The sequence below is a fragment of the Acinetobacter sp. NEB149 genome, assembly GCF_012516415.1.
In the GTDB taxonomy this organism is placed as follows: domain Bacteria; phylum Pseudomonadota; class Gammaproteobacteria; order Pseudomonadales; family Moraxellaceae; genus Acinetobacter; species Acinetobacter lwoffii_V.
This window is the reverse complement of record NZ_CP051208.1, coordinates 2,636,250-2,656,318: the sequence shown is the minus strand read 5'-3', so window position 1 is coordinate 2,656,318 and position 20,069 is coordinate 2,636,250. Positions and strand designations below refer to the sequence as shown.

The 20,069-nt window shown below is 46.1% G+C and carries 16 protein-coding genes and 1 pseudogene; 5 read left to right on the top strand and 12 right to left on the bottom strand.

What is annotated here, in order from left to right:
• Window positions 1-236 precede the first annotated feature (236 nt).
• The 5 genes from rsfS to HGD77_RS12705 all read right to left on the bottom strand — a co-directional run bounded on the left by rsfS (window position 237) and on the right by HGD77_RS12705 (window position 6,162).
• Complete coding sequence (gene rsfS, locus HGD77_RS12725) at window positions 237-644, bottom strand: ribosome silencing factor (RefSeq protein WP_004733726.1); 408 nt, start codon at window positions 642-644, stop codon at window positions 237-239.
• 81 nt (window positions 645-725) lie between these two features.
• Window positions 726-1,514, bottom strand: coding sequence for a hydroxypyruvate isomerase family protein (locus tag HGD77_RS12720; protein WP_168387015.1), 789 nt, complete (start codon window positions 1,512-1,514; stop codon window positions 726-728).
• Between the two features lie 39 nt (window positions 1,515-1,553).
• Window positions 1,554-2,423, bottom strand: a complete 870-nt coding sequence (locus HGD77_RS12715; RefSeq protein ID WP_004733729.1) for an NAD(P)-dependent oxidoreductase — start codon at window positions 2,421-2,423, stop codon at window positions 1,554-1,556.
• A gap of 36 nt (window positions 2,424-2,459) precedes the next feature.
• The gene (locus HGD77_RS12710; RefSeq protein WP_004733731.1) at window positions 2,460-3,248 is read right to left on the bottom strand and encodes a crotonase/enoyl-CoA hydratase family protein; all 789 of its coding nucleotides are present in this window, start codon (window positions 3,246-3,248) and stop codon (window positions 2,460-2,462) included.
• A gap of 106 nt (window positions 3,249-3,354) precedes the next feature.
• Complete coding sequence (locus HGD77_RS12705; protein ID WP_155861558.1) at window positions 3,355-6,162, bottom strand: ATP-binding protein; 2,808 nt, start codon at window positions 6,160-6,162, stop codon at window positions 3,355-3,357.
• A gap of 362 nt (window positions 6,163-6,524) precedes the next feature.
• Here HGD77_RS12705 and cysM point away from each other — a divergent pair, with 362 nt between their 5' ends.
• From cysM to HGD77_RS12680, 5 genes are all read left to right on the top strand, one after another.
• A complete protein-coding gene (gene cysM, locus HGD77_RS12700) occupies window positions 6,525-7,454 on the top strand; it encodes a cysteine synthase CysM (RefSeq protein ID WP_004281649.1) in 930 nt (309 codons plus the stop codon).
• Between the two features lie 18 nt (window positions 7,455-7,472).
• Window positions 7,473-8,291 (top strand): 3'-5' exonuclease, encoded by an 819-nt coding sequence (locus tag HGD77_RS12695; protein WP_004733735.1) that lies wholly within the window; start codon window positions 7,473-7,475, stop codon window positions 8,289-8,291.
• A 6-nt stretch (window positions 8,292-8,297) separates the two neighbouring features.
• Window positions 8,298-9,686: a 23S rRNA (uracil(1939)-C(5))-methyltransferase RlmD gene (gene rlmD / locus HGD77_RS12690; RefSeq protein WP_004733737.1), complete on the top strand. Its 1,389-nt coding sequence runs from the start codon at window positions 8,298-8,300 to the stop codon at window positions 9,684-9,686.
• A 32-nt stretch (window positions 9,687-9,718) separates the two neighbouring features.
• Window positions 9,719-12,028 (top strand): RelA/SpoT family protein, encoded by a 2,310-nt coding sequence (locus HGD77_RS12685; protein WP_168730872.1) that lies wholly within the window; start codon window positions 9,719-9,721, stop codon window positions 12,026-12,028.
• 101 nt (window positions 12,029-12,129) lie between these two features.
• Window positions 12,130-12,813: a hypothetical protein gene (locus tag HGD77_RS12680; RefSeq protein ID WP_035341482.1), complete on the top strand. Its 684-nt coding sequence runs from the start codon at window positions 12,130-12,132 to the stop codon at window positions 12,811-12,813.
• 24 nt (window positions 12,814-12,837) lie between these two features.
• Here HGD77_RS12680 and secF read toward each other — a convergent pair whose 3' ends face one another.
• The 7 genes and pseudogenes from secF to HGD77_RS12645 all read right to left on the bottom strand — a co-directional run bounded on the left by secF (window position 12,838) and on the right by HGD77_RS12645 (window position 20,065).
• Window positions 12,838-13,812: a protein translocase subunit SecF gene (secF, locus tag HGD77_RS12675; RefSeq protein ID WP_171064295.1), complete on the bottom strand. Its 975-nt coding sequence runs from the start codon at window positions 13,810-13,812 to the stop codon at window positions 12,838-12,840.
• A gap of 8 nt (window positions 13,813-13,820) precedes the next feature.
• A complete protein-coding gene (secD, locus tag HGD77_RS12670; protein WP_004733746.1) occupies window positions 13,821-15,719 on the bottom strand; it encodes a protein translocase subunit SecD in 1,899 nt (632 codons plus the stop codon).
• 51 nt (window positions 15,720-15,770) lie between these two features.
• Window positions 15,771-16,100: a preprotein translocase subunit YajC gene (gene yajC, locus HGD77_RS12665; protein WP_168730871.1), complete on the bottom strand. Its 330-nt coding sequence runs from the start codon at window positions 16,098-16,100 to the stop codon at window positions 15,771-15,773.
• Between the two features lie 100 nt (window positions 16,101-16,200).
• Entirely contained in the window at window positions 16,201-17,331 is a 1,131-nt protein-coding gene (tgt, locus tag HGD77_RS12660) for a tRNA guanosine(34) transglycosylase Tgt (protein ID WP_004733748.1), read from the bottom strand.
• Window positions 17,332-17,461: 130 nt separating this feature from the next.
• Window positions 17,462-18,304: pseudogene (locus HGD77_RS12655) on the bottom strand (DUF4303 domain-containing protein).
• 113 nt (window positions 18,305-18,417) lie between these two features.
• Complete coding sequence (locus HGD77_RS12650; protein ID WP_004733752.1) at window positions 18,418-18,987, bottom strand: LemA family protein; 570 nt, start codon at window positions 18,985-18,987, stop codon at window positions 18,418-18,420.
• 49 nt (window positions 18,988-19,036) lie between these two features.
• A complete protein-coding gene (locus HGD77_RS12645; protein ID WP_168730870.1) occupies window positions 19,037-20,065 on the bottom strand; it encodes a hypothetical protein in 1,029 nt (342 codons plus the stop codon).
• Window positions 20,066-20,069 lie beyond the last annotated feature (4 nt).

Here is a 20,069-nt window from a genome sequence, read left to right as displayed (position 1 = left end):
CTTTAATAAAGGGGGATTTTTTATTTTATATCTTGGAAAAAGGATGATTGAGTGGTCATCGAACGTCTATGTTTATGATGAATTGATCCTAAAATACCAATCAAATCGGTGCATAAGACAAGATGAAAATTAAAGAAAAATAGCGAACAGATTGAGTTGTATTAATGCTTATAAAGTTAGATGAACAGGCAATAAAAAAGCGACCTACACAGGTCGCTTTTTTGAATATTTGGTTTTTACGCTACAGAGTCAGTATCTGTAGGATTGCGCCATAAGCTTTCTAGGTCATAGAATTTACGCGCTGTTGGAAGCATACAATGAACCACAACATAACCAAGGTCGATGAGGATCCATTCAGCATCACGTTCGCCTTCAATACCAAGAGGGCGGAAGCCAGCTTTACGTGCTTCTTCAGCAACGTTATTGGCCAATGATTTGATGTGACGTGTCGATGTACCGCTTGCAATGACCATAGCATCAGCCACATTACTGATACCGCTGACATCAAGCTCAACAATTTCTTTTGCTTTTACATCTTCAAGTGCAGCATGTACGACTTTTAAGCAGTCCTCTACAGCTTGAGAATTTGAATTCATAGTAAGATCGTGAGAATTAGAAGCGCTGGGCGATGGTTCTAAATTCATGGGGAGTGTAATTTCCTAACAATTATGCATGGTCTAATATAGCGGTTTTAGTCCTGAATTTCAAATGAAGCCGCAGTCCACTCAGTCATGCTCCGGAAAGAACTCAGCTTTCCAGTCAAAGGAATCATTGGAATGTCCGCTGGGTTTATACTCGGCAGCAACATAACCTTGATATTGACTATGTTTTAACCACTGAAATATATCATGATATTGAATTGAGCCCGTATTGGGTTGATGCCGTCCCGGACAATCCGCAAACTGGATATGACCAATCGAGGCAATATTTTCTTGCAAAGTTTCCAGTACATCTTCGCCCATCATTGCCATGTGGTAACAGTCGTACTGCATTTTTAAGGCCGGATGATGTACCGCTTCCAGCATTTCCTGTGCTTGAGCAACATTTTGAATCAAAAAACGTGGCATATCGGTGCCATTGATCATTTCAAAGACCAGTTCAATTTGATGTTCAAGCAGCATTGAACAGGCCATTTTCAGGTTACTCGCCAGCGTATTCAGGCAGGGTAAAAGATCACAGTCAAGGGGTTGTTTTCCTGCCAGAATGTTCACCCGGGGTACATTCAACGCCGTGGCATACTGGATGGCCTGCTCAACAGCATGACGAAACTCAATTTCCTGTCCTGGAATGCCGGCCAGACCATGACCGCCCTGCATCAAATCGCCTGCTGGCACATTAATCAGGCACAAGTTCAGCTGATGCGTGCTGAGCTGGTTTTGAATCTGGCCAATTGTGAGCTCATAAGGAAACTGGATTTCCACATGATTAAAGCCCTGTGCATGAGCTAGCGCGAAGCGTTCGATCAGCGGCACTTCGGTAAAAATCATCGACAGGTTGACGGCAAGTTTAATCATGTATGTCTCTTCAATATTCAGGGCTGCATCAATCAAGCGTTATGAATGTTTTAGTTGCTGGATTACAGTAGCCAGATCTGCTTCGGCAAAGCCTTGAGCCTGATGGGCCTGTAACTGTGATAATGCCTGAGTCGCGACTGGAACATCCAGATCAAAGCTTTGTGCCAGTTGCACGGCATTATTCAGATCCTTGGATAAAGTCTGCACTTTCCATTGCACCGGTTCAAAAGTTTGCGTGGCCATACGGGGGGCCAGAATCTGAAAGGGCTTGGAGTCAGCAAAACCACCCGCCAGCGCGGGCGCTAGTAATCGTGTATCCACCCCGGCAAGTCCAGCCAAGGCGACCGCTTCTGCGATCAAGGTGCTATTCGCCGCCACAATTAGCTGATTACAGATTTTGGTCGCCTGACCGGTACCCGTATCACCCATACGGGTGACGCGCTGTGAAAGTACTGCATAGATCGGATCAAGATCTTCAATAGTCGCGGCATCACCACCGGCAAAAATCACTAGACTGCCTTGTTCGGCTCCAACTGTACCACCTGAAACAGGAGAATCAATCCAGGTTACTTTCTTGGCCTGTGCTTGTGCGGCAAGTGTTTGGGTTTGCTGTACTGAAAGGCTAGAGAAGTCCACAATGACTTGCTCCGCAACCAAATACGGTTCGATCTGAGCAAAAACAGATTGCACTGCCTGATCATCTGCCAGGCAGGTCAGAATCACCGGGTAATCTGTAATCTTATCCAAAGATAGCGTAGTTGCACCTAGATCCAGCAAGGGCTCACAGGCAGATGGTGTGCGGTTCCAGACTGCCACCTGAAAACCTGCTTGAAGCAGACGTGTGGCCATGCGAGTGCCCATCAGCCCCATACCTAAAAAGGCAATTTTAGTATCGCGATTCAACTGCATGCTTTGGTTTATTCCTTTCCTAGATTCAGACTGGGTTTATTTGTATTGGCGCGGTACAAACTGAACCTCTGGGTTTTTGTCCTTTTTACGGGCCAATTGACTGTTTTTACCCAGTAATAATTTCAGCTGCCATATTTTTTCCATACGCAAGGATTTATTTGGACGATGCTGCATGGCATCCAGTACAAATTTAGAGGCCATCAGCGCATCTGGAGAACGTTGCAGCATTTCTTCAGCCAAGGCTTGTGCTCTTCCTAGTGGCTGTTCATCGACATGGGTGATCAGACCGATTTCTTTGGCATATTCACCATCAAAAATCCGGGCAGTTAAGGTCAGCTCTTTGGCCAGATCAATACCAATCAGGCCTTTCAGGGAGCGGCTGAGTCCCATGTCTGGCACCAGTCCCCAGCGGGTTTCCATAATCGACATTTTGGTCTCAGGATGGGCAATGCGGATATCTGCGGCTAATGCCAGTTGCATCCCGGCACCAAAACAGAAGCCCTCCATTGCGGCAATCACCGGGACTGGCAATTCCTGCCAGACCAGAAATGCTTTTTGAAATAAGCTTTGACCCGGACGGATCAGTTCCCATGCGGCATAAGCACGATTTTTAGGATTATTTAAATCTGCCAGATCAATACCGGCACTAAAGACCTGGGCTTCTCCCGTTAAAATCACACATCGGATGCTTTTATCTTTTTTGATTTTTTGTGCAGTCGCGACCAGTTCGCGCAGCAGGGCAAAGCTCATGGCATTGCGTTTATCCGGACGATTCAGTGTAACAGTGGCAATGCCGTTATTTTTTTCCAAGCGCACGAGTGACATGGCATTCTTCCTTATTTTTCCTGGCTTGAGCATAGCATGCAGCCTTTAGGCTTGCATGACAGCTCAGTCACACTTCTTAAGTCATGGACTGAGCCACTTCAGAGGTTTAATTCAAATGTTGCTTCAAAATTTGCTGGGCAGCCTGTTCAACCTGTTCAACCACGGCTTTGAGTTCATCAAAATATTTCAGCACGTCCTGAACAAAGTTTTCATCGGCCTTACGGCGTTCTTTGCGCAGGGTTGAAACGAACTGTTCAAAGCCACCGGTGACTTTCTGTAAAGTCGGTGCACCGACATAGCGGGTCGCGCCGTATAAACGATGCAGCACATGTTCCAGTTGTGGGAAATCTTCCAGTTCAATCAGTTGCTGCATTTCATCGAGTTCATCCGCAAAGCTGTCCACCAGCATGCGTAACAGATCTACCGCCAGATCTTCCTTATTGGCTGCCAGTTGCAGGCTTTGCTGCCAGTCCAGAATATTTGGATCCAGAGCATCAATCACATTGGCACGTTCCAGTACCGGAATCCGTTTAAAATGCTCGGTGGTCCAGTGCGTCAAAATTTGGATAATCTGCTCGATCTGGATCGGCTTGGTGACATAATCATCCATGCCGTTTTGCAGCAGTTTATGTTTTTCATCAGAAAGTGCATGCGCCGTCAGTGCAATAATCGGCAGGCGGCTATGATTTTCAAAGGTCGATTCCAGCGAGCGAATAGCACGGGTGGTATCGATCCCCGACATGACTGGCATCTGAATGTCCATAAAGACCAGATCAAATGCTGGCTGTTCCTGTTCATAACGGCGCTGAATAATATCGATCGCTTCCTGCCCGCTGAGGGCTTTGGTCGTGGTGACATTGAGTTCAGCCAGCAAGGCTTCCAGAACAATCAGGTTGGGTAAGTGATCATCCACGGCCAGAATATGCAGGCCTTGACCATTAAATTCTTCATGCTGTTCCTGGTCGAAGACCGGCTGATTGCCGAGTAACTGAATCAGCGCGCTGCGGCTGAGTGGCTGATGCAGGGCACGGGCACGATGGTCATTGAGCATGCTTGGATCCAGTTGCATCTGATAACCATAGACAGCCAGATGACCCTGATAACGTGAACGGATTTCGCGTAACAAGACTTCACTGTCACCACTATGATCGACGATCAGCCAGGTATTTTCGCTATTCTGTAAATGATTCAGACGGCTAAACAGATCCAGAATTGATGCACATTCAATATGTTTAACCTGATAATTTTCCAGATAATGCCGCAGCACATTCGCAGTTGCCGGATGTGCAAGATAAGACACCACGGTCAATTCGCTAAAATCTGGATGCTCAATCACGGTATCTTCATCGACCAGGAACTGGGCAGTAAACCAGAAAGTAGAGCCTTTTTCGGTTGGAGCACGTTCCTGATTGTCTTCAAAACCAATCTGGCCATGCATCAGGCTGACCAGCTGTTTGGAAATTGCCAGACCAAGACCGGTACCGCCAAACTGACGGGTCACCGAGGTATCACCCTGCGAGAAGGACTCAAACAGCTTTTTACGGTCGGTACCACTCAGGCCAATGCCGCTATCCTGTACACTAAAATGCAGCACACACTGATCCATTCCATCATGTTCCATGCGTGCCCGGACAATGATTTCTCCATCCGGAGTGAATTTGATCGCATTGGAAATCAGGTTGGTCAGAATCTGTTTAAATCGTAGCGCATCACCAATAATGTGTTTTGGCACACCATCTGCATAATAGAAGGCCATATCAATATGTTTTTGTGCTGCCAGAGGTGACAACATGTCCATCACATCAAAAATCGCTTCTTCCAGATCAAAAGGTGCCGTTTCTAATTCCAGTTTGCCGGCATCAATTTTGGAAAAATCCAGAACATCATTGATCAGTGCCAGCAAATGCGCCGAAGACTTACGAATGGTCTGCAAATACAGGCTCTGCTCGTTGCTGAGATTGCCCTGACGTAACAACAGATGAATAAAACCATCAATACTGTTCAGCGGGGTGCGCAATTCATGGGAAATATTGGCCAGAAACACCGACTTGGCCTGGTTGGCCGAGATCGCCTGGTCGCGTGCCTGACGATAGGTAATATTCTGGACTTCTAAAGTGTCGAGGGTGCGGCGTAAATCGTCTTCGGTCTGTTCGGTATGTTCACGCAGTTCCAGAAAGCTGAAATGCAAACGTTTCACCACATTGGCGATATCACGTTGCAATAAACGCAGCTCGCCGGTGCTGTTAATCACCATATGCTGGCCGAGGGTATCGGCATTCAGGCGTTGCAATTGCATGCGAATCTCATACATTGGGGCGATCCAGCGCCGTGAGTAGAAATTCAAGCAAAGTAATAACAATAATAAGGTCAGTAATCCGGTCGCAATCAGTACGATCAGTACTCGGTAACGGGCAATTGCTAGCGGCTGGTTATCCAGTTCGATCGCCAGCCAGCCGGTAGAAAAAGTGTTTTCATTCACTTTAATGGCATAGATATGATTATCTTGATGCAGAATCGGACCAACAAAATTGCCGCTTTTCTCAAATTCTGGCCAAGGCGCCTGTTCCTGAAAACCAATGCCCAAACGGTTCTTGCCATTTTCATCCAGAACTGCTGCCCGAACCAGATGCTTTTCATTCAGCATGTTCTGCATGGCGTTGTGAGCTTGGTCATATTGCCATGGATACAGGTTCAAGATATCCAGGGCATATTCTGAAGTGCCTTGAAAGCGAGTCAGAATCGCAATGGCCATCTGCTTCTGCTGGGCACGTGCGGCATTCGAGGTCTCAGTCAACACCAGCATGGCACCGACACAGGCCAAAATGGTAATCGGCACAAAAATCAGCGCAATCAGCTGTCCATAGGCATGATTTAAGTGTAGGCGTTTAAACAGCTTTTTGTTGATCGTTGACATGATTTAAGCAGTATTTTCTTTATGCCTGGCATATTAGCATGCTTTAAATCGACAGTTAAAATTTAAGCATAATTTTTATAAAGCTTCGGATTAGCAGTTAAAAATACAAGAGATTTCAGTTAATTTTGCTCAGGTACAGCAAGACTAAGACGCACGAAATTTCAATCTGTAAAAGTGCCAGACTGAAATAGTATTTTCATCTTCATTAGCGAGCTGCTTCACCTGGCTAAATTATCGGGAAATGTAGTTTATGGCTTGATAGTGTGTGAGTTTTAGTGAGTTTTCTGAAAAAGCCTTGCTAAATGGGTGCAGGGAAAAGCATTTTTTCATACAATAGCCGCACCTCGATATAGGTGCAAATAATGAGTAATACCATCCCTGATTTTCAAGCAGATGAATTTTTGTTAGACCATTATGTAGGCAAAACGCCGCTGGTGCGTTTACAGCGTCTGGCAAGTCACACTCAAGCTACAGTACTCGCGAAACTCGAAGGCAATAACCCAGCAGGTTCGGTCAAAGACCGTCCGGCCTATAATATGATCATGCAGGCCGAGAAGCGTGGGCAGATCAAACCGGGTGACACCCTGATTGAGGCAACGAGCGGAAATACGGGGATTGCATTGGCGATGGTCGCAGCAATGCGTGGCTATAAAATGAAGCTGATCATGCCGAACAATATGAGTCAGGAACGTAAGGACGCGATGCGTGCGTATGGTGCCGAGCTAATTGAAGTAACCAAAGAGCAGGGCATGGAAGGTGCACGTGATCTTGCTGCTCAAATGCAGAATGATGGTGTGGGTCTAGTGCTGAATCAGTTCGGAAATCCGGACAATGTCGAAGCGCATTACCTGACCACGGGTCCAGAAATCTGGCAGCAAACCGGTGGCAAAATTACCCATTTTGTCAGTTCTATGGGTACCACCGGCACCATCATGGGTGTGTCGAAATACCTGAAAGAAATGAATCCTGATATTCAGATCGTCGGTTTACAGCCATCTGATGGTTCAAGCATTGCCGGAATCCGTCGCTGGCCAGAAGAATATCTGCCAACCATTTTCGACCGCAGCCGAGTCGATCGCATTATTGATATTCCACAAATCGAAGCTGAAAAAACCATGCGTAAGCTGGCACAGAAAGAAGGCATTAGTGCCGGAACATCTTCTGGTGGGGCAGTGTGGGCCTCGATTAAACTGGCGGAAGAACATCCGGATGCAGTGATTGTGTGTATTATCTGTGACCGTGGTGACCGTTACTTGTCTACAGGGTTATTCTCTGTACAAGATCCTGAATAATTATTTGAGCACTGTTTTATGCGCCTGCCTGTTTTAACTTTCGATATTGAAACCCAAACCGATCTCAAATCAGGCGCGCATCTGTTTGGTCTGGACCTGCCTGAAGCAGATCTGGATCAGGCCTTGACCAAACTGCGCCGTCAGGATTCAGGCTCTGATTTTCAGCGTCCGCCCTTGCATGAAATTGTCTGTATTTCCGGTTTATGGATCGATGAGCAGGGCATGAAGCTGTTTTCCTTTAGCCGGGAACAGCATTCCGAAGCAGAAATTTTGAAAAAATTCTTGTCCATTTTTGACAAGCGCCATCCAACTCTGGTCAGCTGGAACGGCTCACAGTTTGATTTACCAGTGATTTTATACCGCGCCATGTATCATGGACTCTCTGCACCGAGTCTGTTCGATCAGGGCGAAATTGATACGCAAAAGCGTTATAATAACTACCAGAATCGTTACCATCATCGTCATGTTGACCTGATGGATGTGATGGCCATGTTTCATGCCCGTCATTTCCAGAAGCTGGATGATGTGGCACATTTGCTGGGTTATCCAGGCAAGCGCGGTGACGGAGCCTATCGGGTTCCGGAATATGTCCGCAATCAGCAATGGACCGAACTGACGTCTTATTGTGAAGGTGATGTCCTGAATACCTGGCTGGTGTATATCCGCTGGTTGCTGTTAAAAGGCCAACTGTTATTGCCGGATTATCAGCATTTGATGCAAAGCACGATTCAATATTTGCATACTCAACCGCAGCATGCGGACTTTTTATCAGTTTGGCGTGAGACTTCGCAACGAACTGAATTTACCCAATTTGATTTTCCCATCTCCACACCCTAGGTTTTCATGAAACATCGAGCACAAGCACGTCCTACCCAGCAACCCGAGTACATTTTTCAGGTTGAGTCACTATCGCATGAGGGACGTGGCATCGCTCATTATGGTTCACATCCGGATCATCCGCAGCATAAACATGGCAAGAAAGTCTTTATCCGTTATGCCTTGCCGGGTGAAACCGTGCGTGCCCGCATTACCCGAGAAGTTAAAAAACTCGAAGAAGCCGACAGCCTTGAATTGTTGAGCGATGCTTCCGAGATTCGCGTAAAACCAGTGTGTCCGCATTTTGGGATTTGCGGTGGCTGTAATATGCAGCATATCGCTGCGGATGCGCAGATTGAACTGAAACAGAATGTGCTGAAATCGCATCTACAGCATTTTGCTGGAATCCAGCCTGATCAATGGCTACCGCCTTTACGTTCACAACGTGAAGATTATCGCCGTAAAGCCCGGATTGGGGTGCGTTATCTACCTTCCAAGGATCAGCTGGTGGTGGGTTTTCGTGAGAATCAGTCCAACAAACTGACACCGATTGATCGCTGTATGATCTTGGATCGCGAGTTTGGCTCGGTTACACGTCTTAAACAATTGCTGCAAGGTCTGAATGGTAAGGCCGACATCGGTCATATAGAATTGGCCATGGGGGATCAGGACATTGCGCTGCTGGTGCGTGAAACTGCAAAATTATCTGCCGGTGATGTCAACCAATTGCGCGAATTTACGTTACAGAAAGGCTGGCAATTGTATCTGCAGCCTGCTGGCAAAGAAACGCTCTCGCGGATAGATGATCCAGAAGCGTCTGCACGCTTACACTATGGTCTTGATGACTTTGATGTGAAATTCGGCTTTAATCCTCTGGACTTTACCCAGGTAAATTCAAGCATTAATCCGCAAATGGTACGATTGGCATGTGATTTGCTACAACTGCAACAGGGTGAACGGGTTCTGGATCTCTTTTGTGGATTAGGAAACTTTTCCTTACCTCTTGCGCGCTGTGTTGGTGCGTCGGGTCAGGTGATTGCGGTCGAGGGAAGTGATGAAATGGTTCGACGTGGGGCGGAAAATGCCAAAAACAATGGTATTGCACAAATAGCGTTCTATTCACAAGATTTAACCAAAGATTTCTCGCACCACACTTGGGCAAATCAAGGTTTTGATGCATTATTAATCGACCCGCCACGTGCCGGGGCAGAAGAAGTCATGCATTATATCCCTCAGTTTGGAGCTAAAAGAATCGTTTATGTGTCATGTAATCCTGCGACACTCGCCAGAGATGCAGGACTCTTGGTACAACAGGGCTATCGTCTCACCCAAGCGGGCGTGATGGATATGTTTACACATACTGGACATGTTGAATCAATCGCATTGTTCGAAAAAGAAAATCAAATAAACGATTAAAGAAATGATGTTTTTAAAAGTAGGAGACGGGTATGGTCACAGTACGTGAGCAACTCCCTGGACGACTCAATGACTTGTCACAGGAGACGACTGTAGAACATGCCGAACAAGCACACCAGGATCTGACTGAATGGTTGGATCGGGTTCGTGGCATATTAGATGGCGCACCTTTAACGCAGCTCGAAGAAGTCGCCCACTTAACATTAGAAAGAGAGCTGCAAAGTACGGTTCAGCACCGCTCCAATACCTTTTATACCGGTATTGAGATGGCGGATATTCTGGCGCATCTGCATGTCGATGAAGATACTTTGTCCGCAGCCATGTTGTATCGTGCTGTTCGTGAAGGCGTCATGCCACTCAGTGAAGTACTAGAACAGTTCGGCGAACAGGTGCATAGCCTGGTCAAAGGTACGCTTGCCATGGGTAAGCTGTCTGAGCTGATCGAAAAAAATAAACGCTTGGAAGATCATTTCAATAATAACCAGCGTGAACATCTGTCTGGCATTTACAAAATGCTGATCTCGGTCACCGAAGATGTACGTGTCGTTCTGGTCAAGCTGGCCGAACGTACCTATGCCTTGCGTGAACTGGCCAATTCCTCGCGTGAGCGTCAGGAACGGGTGGCCCGAGAAATTCTGACCATTTACTCGCCACTGGCACACCGCTTGGGCATTGCTCAGTTGAAGTGGGAGCTGGAAGATCTGGCTTTCCGTTATCTTGCGCCGGAACGTTATAAAGAAATTGCTTCCTTACTGAATGAAAAGCGTCTGGAGCGTGAACAGTATATTCAGTTTGTGATTGATAAATTACGCAATGAATTGGCTGAGCATGGCATCGAAGCTGAAATTAATGGCCGGGTGAAACACATTTATTCGATTTATCGAAAAATGAAAAGCAAGAACCTGAGCTTTGACCAGCTCTATGATATTCGTGCGCTACGGGTACTGGTGAAAAGTGTACCGGAGTGTTACCACACTTTAGGTATTGTGCATCAGATCTGGCGCCACATTCCGCATCAGTTTGATGACTATATTACCAATCCGAAAGCCAATGGTTATCGTTCTTTACATACTGCGGTGATTGCCGAGAATAAGTCACTTGAAGTTCAGATTCGTACCCATGCAATGCATGACGAAGCTGAACTTGGGGTGTGTTCACATTTTAATTATAAAGAAGGCGCAAAAACCACAGATCGCTCCTTTAACCATCGTCTGCATTCCTTACGTGCGGTACTTGAGCATTATCAAGAACGCAATGAAAGCAGTGCACATAAAGAATCTGAAGATGAAATCGAGAATTTTGAGCATATTCAAGATTTTGAAGGCTTCGAAAAGATCTATGTGTTTAGCCGTGATGGTGATATCAAAGAGCTACCACGTGATTCAAGCGTGCTAGACTTTGCGTATCATGTGCATACCGAAGTCGGGAACAAGTGCTATGCTGCACGGGTGAATCAGCGCTATGTGCCGCTGACCTATACCCTGAAAACCGGTGAACAGGTCGAGATTCTGACCAAAAAAGACCGGGAACCGAACAGGGACTGGCTGGTTAATTCGCTGGGTTATATCAAAACGGCCCGGGCGAGAGATAAATTGCGTCACTGGTTCCGTCAGCAGGATCGCAGCAAGAACCTGGAAGTCGGCCGTGAAGTGCTGAACAAGGAATTGTCACGTCTGGCAATTCACCCGAAATCGATTGATTTGAGTGATTATTGCAACCACTTTAATGTCAAAACCGGTGATGACATTCTGGTGAATCTGGTCAATGGCGATATCAGCCTGCATGCCCTGATTAATCAGGTGAATCGTCATATGCATCTGGATCAGGACGAACCTGAACTGGTGCTGAAACCAGCCTTGAATCCACGTGCCAGCCATACGCTGTCAGCACACGGGATTCTGATCGACGGTCTGGATAACGTGGAACTGCATGTCGCGCAATGTTGCCAACCGGTGCATGGTGAGTCGATTGCCGGCTATATCACTCTGAATCGGGGGGTGAGCATTCATAAGGTGGCCTGTCCGGACTATGTGCGCATGATCACTCAAGAGCCTGAGCGTGCGGTAGAAGCCGATTGGGAAATGCAGCCGACTCGTGGTCAGAGCGTACAGATTGTGGTGGAAGCTTATGATCGACGCGGTTTGCTCAAAGATCTGACGCAAGTGATTTTCTCGGATCAGATCAATATCCGTCAGGTGAATACCATTTCGGAAGCGGACGGTATTGCCAATATGAAGCTGCTGATTGAAGTCAAAGGTCTGGCACAACTTTCCAAACTGCTGGCCCGTCTTGAGCAGCAACCAGGAATTATCAGCGCGCGTCGTCTGGTACAGGGTACTTAATTCCTGTTACCTAAGTTTAAAAAGCCTGCAATTCAATTGCGGGCTTTTTTATTGTAAGGTATTTAAATTACATGCATAAAAAAATAGACCAACAGACCGAGATGAGCGCGACTGAAATATTTGAACGTAGACGAAATAATCTGGCCAAGGTCATTGATCTGCTGATCGAGACACAGCAATTTAAAACTGGCAAAGAAATCTGTGAGCATTTCGGTTTGTCAGCCTCATATATTGCGCAATTGCTGAATAGCAAACGTCAGATCGGGGAGAAGGCAGCAAGGGAACTGGAACAACAACTGGGTCTAGATGTGCTCATTCTAGATCAGTCGACTGAACCAAAAGTTGAATTATCTCCAATTCCAGCGCAAGGTGTACTGTTGCAAATGCAGGTGGTGCAACAGCAGGCATTCGCACTTATCTCCCTGGATTCACCGCTCTCATTCAATCAGGATATTTTTCATCTGCAAGCACAGCATTATGCGATTCAGGTAGCAGGGCCGTATTATTTTCCCAGCTTAAAACCGGGCTGGTGGCTGGTTTGTGACAAACAGGCCGAGTTATCCACTGCAGGCATACTCTGTGTGTATCTGCTCAATGGCCTGCAGCTCATTTTACAGTTGGTGAGCGAAGCTCGGGATCATTATGAATTTCAAAGCCTGAATGAAAGCAGAAAGGTGGTTTTCCAAAAAACCGATATTGAGAAAATCCATCCAGTCATTGCGATTCTTCCCACTGCCACATATTCAAACGGCAGAAATAATTCAGCCCATCATAAGACGGGCTGAACGATGAACATGAAACAGAACAGATTATGGAATCTGGTTCTCGTCTTCAAATTCTGGCTTCACCTGAACAATAAAGTCCTGACGGTTTAGACCACGCCACAAGGCAAAGGCTGTACCAATATAGATCGACGAATAGGTCCCGACAAAGACACCAACAAACATCGCGATCGAGAACCATTTCAGACCATCACCACCCATCAGCATCATGGCAAGCACCACGAGCAATAAGGTCATAGAGGTATGAATGGTACGACGCAGGGTTTCAGTCAGGGCAATGTTAATGATTTCGACCGGTTCTGCACCACGAATCTTACGGAAGTTCTCACGGATACGGTCAGAGACCACGATATTATCATTCAGTGAGAAACCGATGATTGCAAGGAGTGCTGCAAGTACAGTCAGGTCAAATGGCCACTGCATCATCGCAAAAATCCCGAGGGTAACGATGATATCATGGAACAGTGACAATACTGCACCCATAGCCAGCTTGACCTCAAAGCGGATGGTGACATAGACCAGCATCAGCAGGAGCGCAAGTGCCACAGCACCGCCAGAACGGACATAGAGCTCATTACCGACCTGACCACCGACGACATCAACCTTGGGTACTTCTGCCGCATTATTTGGCAGTTGAACCGCTGCTGTAACAGCCTTGGTCAGGTCTTCAGCTTCGATATCTTCCTGAACCGGCATACGCACCATCAGGTCACGTTCAGAACCTAAAGTCTGAACCACAGCATCATTAAAGCCTGCCTGGTTCAATGCCTTGGAGACATCTTCAGGTTTGACCGGATTAGTATAGTTTAATTCGGCTGCCACACCACCGGTAAAGTCCAAACCCAGGTTCAGGCCTTTGGTGGCAATAAAGAAGATACTGGCAACGGTTAAGAGAATTGAAAACAATGCCGCAGGCATCGCAATCTTCATAAACGGAATAATGCGTTCGTCTTCCGGGCGACCGTACTGTTTTTGATTCAGTTGAGTATTTTCAGTCATCAGTGATCTCCTTAAATGCTCAACTTTTTCAAGTTACGTTTTTTGCCATAAATGAGCTGTACCACGGCACGCGTTACTGTAATGGCAGTAAACATCGAGCAGACAATACCAATCATCAGGGTTACGGCAAAGCCTTTGATCGGACCTGTACCAATCGCGAACAGAATGAACGCCACCAGGAATGTGGTCAAGTTCGAGTCGAAAATGGTGTTATAGGCACGATCATAACCGGCCACAATCGCCTGTTTTGGCGAAGCCCCCCATTTCATTTCTTCCCGTATTCGTTCACAGATCAGTACGTTGGCATCGACCGCCATACCAATGGTAATGACGATACCGGCAATACCTGGAAGGGTAAGGGAAGCGCCAATCCAAGACATGACTGTCAGAATCATCGCCAGGTTAAAGACCAGTGCAAAGTTGGCAATCACACCAAACAGACGGAAGAATACCACCATCCAGATTGCGACTAAGAGGAAACCGATCTGAGTTGAAAGTACACCTTTGTCGATGTTTTCTTGACCCAGACTTGGACCAATCACACGTTCTTCTACAAAGTACATTGGCGCAGCCAACGCACCTGCACGCAGCATCAAGGCAAGTTCAGCAGCTTCTTGCGGTGAGTCCAGACCAGTAATACGGAACTGAGAACCCAGTACTGCCTGAATGGTTGCAGCGTTAATCACGACAGATTCAGTATACGGGGTACGAACTTCAGTTTGAGTGCCGGTCGCAGGGTCTTCCACATAATTAATGCGCTGTTTGTTCTCGATGAACAAGACGGCCATACGTTTGCCGACCGCATTACGGGTGGCATCCGACATCAGTTTGCCGCCTGCGCTGTCCAAGGTAATGTTAACTTCAGCACCGCCTGTGTCTTGGCTAAAGCCACTTGATGCATTCTGAACACGTTCACCGGTTAAGATACGGTTACGGTTCAAGAGGAGCTGACGACCACTGTCCAGTGACTCATAAGCAAAGACTTCTGTGCCTGGTGGCAATGCACCCGTTGCCTGACCGGTATATGGATCAATATATTGATCATTCAGGTCAGACACCAGACGGAACTCGAGGTTCGCGGTACGACCTAAGACACGTTTCGCTTCAGCGGTATCCTGCACACCAGGAAGCTCAACCACAATACGGTTGCTGCCCTGAGTTTGAACCAGTGCTTCTGCCACACCTAACTCGTTAATACGGTTACGTAAAGTGGTCAAGTTCTGATTGACAGCATAAGATTCAATTTCTTGCTTACGCACATCAGTATAGTTTAGTCGTAAGGTCGAACCGGTCTCGGTCGCAACAGCCTGCTGGGTAAACTCATTGCCATTACGGCGCAAGAAGTCCATCGTTGCAGAACGATCATCATTGTTGGCAAACTGCATCACAATGGTGTTGTTGCTTAAATTCAGGCTATTAAATTTCAGGTTGTTATCACGCAACTGACGACGTAGATCCGTCGCAGAGGTTTCCATGCGCTGGGAAATGGCCTTGTCCATATCCACTTCAAGCAAGAAGTGAACACCACCACGTAAATCCAGGCCGAGCTTCATTGGTTTGGCACCAATTTTTTGCAGCCATTCTGGGGTGGTCGGGGCGAGGTTCAATGCAACCACGTAATCATCACCTAAACCACGACGTAAAGCCTCTTTAGCTTTAAGCTGCGATTCACTTGAATCTACACGTAATAAAGCTGCATTGTTGCCAAAGCTATTGTCATGGGTGGCAATATTTTCAGTTTTTAAAATTTGCTCTGCTTTTTGTACGATGCTTGCATCAATTTGAGTACCGGCTTTGGCACCCGAAATCTGTACAGCAGGTTCATCTGGATACAAACTTGGCAGGGCATATAAGGTACTGATCACCAGGACAACCAGGATCAGTACATATTTCCATGCTGGGTAACGCATTCGTTTTCTTCTTAAAATGAAAAAGTCGTGCGAGGGCACGACTATTTTTGATTAAAGGTTATTTAAAGTGCCTTCAGGGAGGACTGAAATCACACTTGCACGTTGAACTTTGACTTCTACACCACGGCTCAATTCAACCACTGCGAAGTCACCTTCAATCTTGGTGATTTTGCCCATTAATCCGCCTGCAAATACCACTTCACTGCCAATGCCAAGGCTGTCGACCAAAGCACGGTGTTCTTTGGCACGTTTAGATTGAGGACGCCAGATCAAGAAATAGAAGATTGCAATAAAAACAGCAATCATCAAAAGGTTCGCCATCATGCTTGGTTGTTGTGCAGCTTCACCTGCAGCGTGAGCAGTCGAAATAAAAAGGCTCATTACATTTTCCTAAAATAAAAAACTGGTGATCAACTCGATAATAAATTGACATATTCTTGCAATTTACATTGTCTTTTTCCTCAGCGCAAATGCTGATGGATTAATCTTGCGGACAAGGTGGCACTTCCAGGCCACGGCGGGCATAAAAGTCATGAACAAATTCGTCAAATGTACCGTTGTCTAATGCATCACGCATCGCTTCAGTCAAACGCAGGTAATAGCGCAGATTATGAATCGTACCGAGCATAGAGCCGAGCATTTCTCCACATTTTTCGAGGTGGAATAAATAGGCGCGGGTGAAGTTGGTACAGGTATAGCAATCGCAATGTGGATCGAGTGGGCTTTGATCATGACGATATTTCGCATTACGGATCCGTACCAGACCGTCTGTCACAAAATAGTGACCATTACGTGCATTCCGGGTTGGCATCACGCAGTCAAACATATCGACACCACGACGTACCGCTTCCACAATATCTTCGGGCTTGCCGACACCCATCAAATAACGCGGTTTATCTGCCGGCATTTTTTCTGGAAGATAATCCAGAACCTTGATCATTTCCTCTTTGGGTTCGCCAACGGACAGACCGCCAATCGCATAACCATCAAAGTCGATTTCAAGCAGGCCTTTTAAAGATTCATCACGCAAGTCTTCATACATGCCGCCCTGAATAATCCCGAACAGTGCATTACGGTTTTTCAGCACGTCATGATGCTGGGTTTTACAGCGTTTCGCCCAGCGTAAAGACAATTGCAATGATTTTTGCGCTTCTTCATGCGTCGCAGGGTACGGCGTGCATTCATCAAAAATCATTACAATGTCAGAATTCAGCGTATGCTGAATATCCATTGAAATTTCAGGCGATAAAAATACTTTTGAACCATCGATTGGTGAGCGGAAGGTCACACCTTCTTCTTTAATTTTACGCATTGCGCCCAGACTGAAGACCTGAAAGCCGCCTGAATCGGTCAAAATGGGACTATTCCATTTCATGAATTCGTGCAGGCCGCCATGTTCACGAATCACATCCAGTCCTGGACGTAGATACAAATGGAAAGTATTGCCCAGAATGACTTGAGATTTGATCTCTTTAATGTCGCGTGGCAACAGGCCCTTGACCGTACCATACGTACCCACAGGCATGAACATCGGGGTTTCCACCACACCATGTTCAAGCGTTAAACGACCACGACGGGCACGGCCCGACTGACCTAATTTTTCAAACTTCATAGGAGTTCCACATCAAGGCGAAAAAACAGTTCGCTGATTGTTATAGCTAAAGGGCGCTATTTTCCTTGATTCTTACACTAAACGCCAGCATTGTAGAGCATTCGCTCTGTAATTTTATTTATCGCTGAAGCTAGAGAACATCCGGAGATATTGGCGGATGGGCAGAAAACTGCTGCAAGCGCTGCTGGATATCTTCCCGGCTAAGGGCGCAGCTGCCATCCGGCTCAGAGGCCATTGCAGCGATATGCTGGATCAGTTTCTGGATATAATATTGCTATCGACAAAGTAGGATTCCAAGGTCAGCAAATAGGCATCTTGTGCCACTTGCAAATAGTCATAAGGCTCCATCACCAGCATCTGCTCTAGATCAATCAAGATATCTTTGTCGTTTTGCGAGAGTTTCAAGCGTTTCTGTATGGCAGGTAAATGAGTAGTTTGTCTGGATGCCAGAAATTTCTGTAAATGAATATGCTCAGGATTAAGTGTCTGTGCAGATTGGCATTCAAATTCGACTTGGGTGGGCAGGCTCATGAAAAAAAGGATGCCATCCAGATCCAGACCATAAGCCTCAGAAAGACGATGTTTGGTCTGTTTAAAACTCTCCAGCAATAAATCCAGATGCGTCGCGTGCAGCTGTTTTTGTTGTGCCAATACCGGATGGCCAAAGCTGTGCTGGGTTTTAAAATAATCGGCCAGCAAGGTTTTAAAGGGAATGAGTCCAGAGTGGGGCAAAGCATGTGCCCGATAACGCCATTTCCGGACATTCCAGCGATCCTGTTCCGCCAGATATTGCTGAGGATCTTCCGGATCTTTAAAAAATACTGCGTTCAGTCGAAATGGCCAGATCATCTAGTAGTAAAAATTCGTCAAAGACCAGACTACAGGCATAGATTTGATCATCCTGATAACGGTCATACAGCCGATAAAATTCCTCGACCAGCGTCTGTTGCAAGTGCTCTAAATAATCCAGCATAATTTTTATTCTTTATTTTATAAGTTTTAGATAGGTACAGCCGCATCCTTGGCTATTTTTATAATAAGTTAATGCGCCAAGGATGCAAAATTTTATCAGATCTTGCTGTTCACTCAGTGAAAGTTCGGACGGTAATCAAAATTCTGTGTCACGCTTTGATCACGGAATGGACGTACCACTTTTTTTCTGAGCAACATATTGTTAATGATGTTATGCGGAAAAATCTGGATCTGGTTGTTAAACAGTTCGACATTGCGATTATAAATCGTAATCGCCGCACCGACATTTTCATTCTGTTCTTCAATTTCAGCCATCATTTTCAGATAGATGTCATTGGCTTTCAGTTCCGGATAATTTTCAATCACGACATTCAGGCTATGCATTAACTGTTTGTTCAGACTTTCAATGCGTTGTAATTGTCCAATATCGGCATCCTTGATATTCAGGTTCATGATGTTCTGACGCAGTTCGGTGACTTTTTCCAGCGTGCCTTTTTCGAAACTCGAGTATTGCTCGACCAGCGGTTGCAGCCCATCCAGAATTTTCAGTTTTTGCCGTTCGTAACTGGCGACATCCGACCAGGCACGAATCGTAGCGTTATGATGACGGATAATACTGTTGCGGATCATGATAATCGTGACAATCAGCGCCACAATGATCAAACATAAAATCAAAAATCCCATCCGAGATCTCCCCAAGCTATATCTATATTTAAAAAATGATGCGAAAAATTTATTTTAAAAACTGCAGCAGATCATGTTGTAAGTTTTCGAGCTGTTTTAATTTAAACGTTCTCAGGTGGCCGCGCAATGTGGAAATATCGCTAATATTCTGCTGCTTGCTCGATACCTGAAATAAATCATGGGGTCCCAGATAGCACAGCATTTTATTTTCTGGGTGAAACAGTAAATCACCCTGACGCTGTTCAAAAAAGTCGGCCAGTCGCAGCACAAAACCCGGACTGAGTAATTTGGCAGTTTGCATCGGATCGCTGCCATAAAAGCTTAATCTCTGGTTGGTGCGAATATCGCTGCTGTGCCAGGGATAGCTATAAGGATAATAAAATTTCTTTCTGGAAGTGGTGACCGCCAGTCCCTGAATCTGGATATCAAACACAAATACGCCCCACAGGTCTTTGTGGACCTGCATCAGTTTAACCGGTTGGCCCTCTTTGTTTCTGGCCTGTACTTCATCAATATAGTGGTATTGGAAGAGTAGTACCTGATGTTGCTGGCCGTTTTCATCTTCCCAGACCGTGCTGGCATAACGCTGAATCTCATTACTCAACGAACCTTGATTGAATACTGGAAATAATTGTTTTAAATGCCGGATAAAGTGCAGGGGATTAAGAGGCATGGAAATATGCTGTGGCTGTTTTTGAAAGGCAAGCTGATATTTCTTGGCCAGTGCTTGTTCTTCCAGAAAAGCAATGACTTCCTCTAATGGCTGCTGTTGTTCATAGCAAATATAGGCCCAGAAGATGCAGAGACAGCCGAGAAAAACACTGCTCTGAATCCAGATATTTCCCGGAGCAATAAAAATGCTACCAATCAGAAAAAGGCCAATTCCGGCAAGCGCAAGCGGCAGGTTATTTTCAAACTTGAGCGTAATCGGGCCATTCCAGGGATGCAGCCCATCCAGCAATTGCTGATGCGTTTTGGCCTGTTGACCCAGATCCCAAAGCCGAGCGATATTTTGAAACACCACTGCATTTTTCTTGCGGCGAATATGAATGGACTGTTGTACAGACTCGATCGGCATGGGC